Origin of the sequence: Fulvivirga lutimaris, from assembly GCF_009711525.1 — a bacterium.
GTDB lineage: Bacteria > Bacteroidota > Bacteroidia > Cytophagales > Cyclobacteriaceae > Fulvivirga > Fulvivirga lutimaris.
Map to the genome: position 1 here is coordinate 24,410 of NZ_SMLV01000396.1, position 4,715 is coordinate 29,124.

Annotated in this window: 4 protein-coding genes; 3 read left to right on the plus strand and 1 reads right to left on the minus strand. The window is 38.9% G+C overall.

Features of this window, described 5'->3' with window-relative positions; translation table 11 throughout:
* The 3 genes from E1140_RS13280 to E1140_RS13290 all read left to right on the plus strand — a co-directional run.
* On the plus strand, positions 1-1,866 hold a 1,866-nt coding region (locus E1140_RS13280; protein ID WP_484494446.1), incomplete at its 5' end, for a preprotein translocase subunit SecA.
* A complete protein-coding gene (locus tag E1140_RS13285; protein WP_185153577.1) occupies positions 1,866-2,375 on the plus strand; it encodes an SPOR domain-containing protein in 510 nt (169 codons plus the stop codon). The genes E1140_RS13280 and E1140_RS13285, both read left to right, overlap by 1 nt.
* Positions 2,371-3,564, plus strand: coding sequence for an amidohydrolase (locus E1140_RS13290; RefSeq protein WP_185153580.1), 1,194 nt, complete (start codon positions 2,371-2,373; stop codon positions 3,562-3,564). The genes E1140_RS13285 and E1140_RS13290 overlap by 5 nt, the downstream gene beginning before the upstream one ends.
* A gap of 2 nt (positions 3,565-3,566) precedes the next feature.
* Here the strand turns inward: E1140_RS13290 and E1140_RS13295 are convergent.
* Positions 3,567-4,715, minus strand: a 1,149-nt coding sequence (locus E1140_RS13295; protein WP_185153578.1) for a Na/Pi cotransporter family protein, incomplete at its 5' end; no start/stop codon positions are given.

Consider the following 4,715-nt stretch of genomic DNA (forward strand, 5'->3'; position numbering starts at 1 on the left):
CTTCTAAAAGCCTATACACTTTTCGAAAAAGATACCGAATACATCATTGTTGATGGAAAGGTCATGATTGTAGATGAGCAGACAGGTCGTGTGATGGAAGGACGTAGATACTCTGATGGATTGCATCAGGCTATTGAAGCTAAGGAGAATGTTAAAGTAGAAGATGCTACACAAACCTATGCTACCATCACATTACAGAACTATTTCAGAATGTACCACAAACTCTCTGGTATGACTGGTACTGCAGAAACTGAAGCTGGGGAGTTCTGGGAAATCTATAAGTTGGACGTTGTAGTAATGCCTACTCACAGACCAATTGCCAGAAATGACCACCAGGACATGGTTTTCAAAACGGTGAGGGAAAAATTCAATGCTGTAGTAGATGAAATTGTAAAGCTTACAGAACAAGGAAGACCTGTGCTCGTAGGTACCACATCCGTTGAGACTTCTGAGTTGGTAAGCCGTATGTTGAACATGCGTAAGATTGGCCACCAGGTGCTGAACGCAAAACAGCATCAGCGAGAAGCAGAGGTAGTAGCAGAAGCTGGTAAACCAGGAACTGTGACTATTGCAACTAACATGGCTGGTAGAGGAACGGATATTAAACTTACTCCTGAATCTAAAGCCGCAGGTGGACTTGCTATAATTGGTACTGAACGTCACGAATCAAGACGTGTTGACAGGCAGCTTAGAGGTAGATCTGGTAGACAAGGAGACCCGGGATCTTCTCAGTTCTTTGTGAGTTTGGAAGATAACTTAATGAGAATGTTCATGCCTGAGCGTATTGCAAAGATCATGGATAGACTTGGTCTTCAAGAAGGTGAGGTTATTTCTCACTCTATGGTAACTAAGTCAATTGAGCGTGCACAGACTAAGGTTGAGGAAAATAACTTCGGTATTCGCAAGAGGTTACTTGAGTATGATGATGTAATGAACTCTCAAAGAGAGGTCATTTATAAGCGAAGAAGAAATGCTCTTTATGGCGAACGTTTGGAGCTTGACATCATGAACATGTTGTTTGATACTTGTGAAGATATCATTGCTAATACAAAAGGTACTGATAATTATGACAGCTTTAAGCTTACAACTCTTGGAGTATTAGGTATTGATTTCAACATTTCCCAAGAAGAATTTGAAACAATCGGTGAGGAAGATCTAGCGCACAAATTGTATTCTGCAGCATTTGATCATTACAAGCGTAAAAATGAAGCTATAGCTGAAAGAGCACTTCCTATCATTAAGAATATAGAAGAGACCAGAGGAGCGACTATCGAAAACATACTGGTGCCTTTTACTGATGGCAAAAAGCAAATTGGTGTTGCAGCTAATCTCAAGAAATGTGTAGCTACAGATAACAAGGAGTTAATAAAGGCCATGGAAAAAATGGCTACACTCGCGCTAATTGATCAATTGTGGAAGGACCATTTACGTGAAATGGACGACTTGAAGCAAAGTGTTCAAAATGCTGTATATGAGCAAAAAGATCCTTTATTGATTTACAAGTTTGAAGGTTTTGAACTCTTCAAAAGATTTATAGCCAAGGTTAATGAAGATACCATCTCCTTCCTTGTTAAGGCAGATTTGCCCGTGGAAGATCCTAACCAGGTACAAGAAGCAAGACAGGCCAAAAAACAGCAGCTTAATGAGAAGAAAGAAGAATCTCGTTCATTATTAAGCGGTGGTGGACAGCCAGCAGCAAACAGACCTCCGGCTGAAAAAACCATGCCTCTGAAGTCTGAAAAAATAGTAGGCAGAAACGATAGGGTAACTGTTCAATACATGGATGGAAGTCTGAAAAAAGATGTGAAATTTAAAACTGTTGAGGAAGATATTAACAGTAAAAAATGCGTACTTGTAGAAGAATAATGAAACATAGTTATCTCCTTTTATTGGTTGTCATAGTTGCTTTTAATGCTTGTTCACCAAGCATCACTACTAACACTTCGTCTGTTGAGGTTTATTCTGAGGATTTGTCTGTGCATCGTCAGAGATATGAAATGCCAAAAGATAACGAGCAGGTAAATGCTGAATTAGAAGTTGAGGCTAAAATATACCCTGCACCAACTTTTGATGTTACTACTCAGTTGAATAGTGTTTTAGATAGCATTGATCGATTGAAGAGTGATGTTAATTATGTTGATGGGTACACTGTTCAGGTATATTCAGGAACTAGTAGTGATGAGGCTAAAATCGCAAGAGGAAAAGTTTATACTATCCTTCCAGAGTCATCTCCCACTTTAAAGTATGATGAGCCAAACTTTAAAGTGAGGGTTGGTAAATTTTACAACAGATTAGAAGCTCAAAAAACTTACTCAAGGTTAAAAAAGAGGTTTTCATCAACCATTATTATTCCAGAAAGAATTTACATCAATTAGTTTGATAGATAAGGTAAAGAAATTAGCGAAAGAGTATGCTTCTGATGTTATAAATATCAGAAGGCACATACATGCTAACCCTGAACTTTCTTATAAGGAATACAATACCGCTAAATACGTTGCCGAACAGCTCAGAAATATCGGCATCGAACCTAAAGAAGGTGTAGCTGAAACTGGCCTTACGGCAGTTATAGAGGGAAAAAATCCTACTAAAAAGGTAATAGCACTTCGTGCTGATATGGATGCCCTTCCTATCACTGAGGCTAATGACGTTCCTTACAAATCAAAAAATGAAGGTGTAATGCATGCCTGTGGGCATGATGCTCATACAGCTTCTTTATTGGGAACTTGTAAAATACTACATGAGCTTAAAAATGATTTTGAAGGAACTGTCAAGATGATTTTCCAACCTGGTGAAGAGAAAAACCCAGGAGGAGCATCGTTGATGATAAAAGATGGAGCACTGAAGAATCCTGCACCGTCAAGTATTTTAGGTCAGCATGTTATGCCGCTTATACCTGTTGGTAAGATCGGTTTTCGATCAGGCATGTATATGGCAAGTTGTGATGAAATATACCTAACAGTAAAGGGTAAGGGCGGGCACGGTGCGATTCCAGAATTGGCCATTGATCCTGTGTTAATTACTGCTCATATTCTAGTTGCTCTGCAGCAGATCATAAGTAGAAATGCCAGCCCGAAGACACCAACGGTTTTATCTTTTGGTAAGGTGATCGCTAATGGCGCTACCAACATCATTCCTGATGAGGTGAAAGTAGATGGTACATTTAGGGCCATGAATGAAGAGTGGCGAGCAGATGCTCATCAAAAGATTACAAAAATGGCTCAGAGCATAGCCGAAGGAATGGGGGGCAGCTGTGAAGTCTTTATTTCAAAAGGGTACCCTTATCTTGAAAATGATCCCTTAACTACTGAATCGGCACGAAAAGCTGCTACCGATTATGTTGGTGAGGAAAATATTGTTGAGCTTCCGCTATGGATGGGTGCAGAAGATTTCTCTTACTATACCCAAGAAATACCAGCATGCTTTTACAGACTAGGGACAAGAAATGAGGATAAAGGTATCACCTCATATGTTCATACCCCAACTTTTAATATCGATGAATCTGCCTTAGAAATTGGGTCAGGGCTGATGGCCTGGCTGGCCATCAATTCCCTAAACTCTTACTAGTATTAGTTAGTCTCTTCTAACTCTTTAAGATCTTCTTCGTCTTTAATACCAAGACCTAATATTGCTTCAGTGACATTTATCAGGTGATCACCTACTTTCTCATATCCGTTGTAGATATCTCTAAATACAATGCCTGCTTTTACATCATAGTCCTTATTTTCAACGGCCTTAAGGTCACCTTTACGCAACTTACCTCTGTATTTATTTATCTCTTGCTCCTTCTCTAAAGCACCCGCCAAATGAACCTCTTTTACAGGCTTATTCAAATTACTTAGCATAATCTCAATAGCTTCATCTACCAGTTTAGCTAGCTTGTTCAATTGTTCTTTCTGATCATCATTAAATTTGATCTTGTTTTTGTGCTTTCTTTCAAGGTCACGTGCCATTCTGAAAATTATATCAGCCACACGTTCGAGGTCGTTTGAAATACTAAGCATTCCTCTCATTTCAACTGAACTACTTTCACTTAAACTTGAAGCAGAAATTTTTATCATAAAACTATTGATCTGCTCATCGAGCTCATCTGTTAAAATTTCCATTTTCTGAATCTTGCCAATCAGCTTATTAATCTTCTTGTCCTTTTTCTCTTCAGAGAGCTCAAACAGCCAGCCAGACATCTTTTTGATTAGTCCACCAAACTTTGACATTTCTTTCGATGCTTCAGCTAAGGCAATCTCAGATGATGAAACAACACCCCTTGAAATATATTCTAACTTGAACTCTTCATCATCATCACCTTTGGATTTAACTGACTTAGTAGCTATAGAAACCAATTGTGGAACAAATGCAATTAATATTAGAACGTTTGTTAAGTTAAATGCTGTGTGAAATGCTGCTAGAGCAAAATTGCTTGATGAAGCAGCATCTGAGAAAAACAATCCAAGAAACCAGTCTAAGCCGTCAAGATAATATGGCATAATTATAACCATCCACGTAACGCCTATGACATTAAACAAGGAATGAATTCTTGCTGATCGCTTCGCATGTACATTAGCAATCAGTGACGCTAGTTCCGCTGTAACTGTTGTTCCTATATTTTCTCCAAGAACCATTGCCGCTGCTATGTCTAAAGGCAAACCTTGAGTCGTTAAGACAATTGTCAGCGTCATTGCCGCACTACTCGATTGAACAATAACAGTTAGGAGTGTACC

Bases quoted from the DNA above. Each gene is read 5' to 3' on its own strand.
- E1140_RS13285 (WP_185153577.1), top strand. From the start codon at position 1,866: ATGAAACATAGTTATCTCCTTTTATTGGTTGTCATAGTTGCTTTTAAT.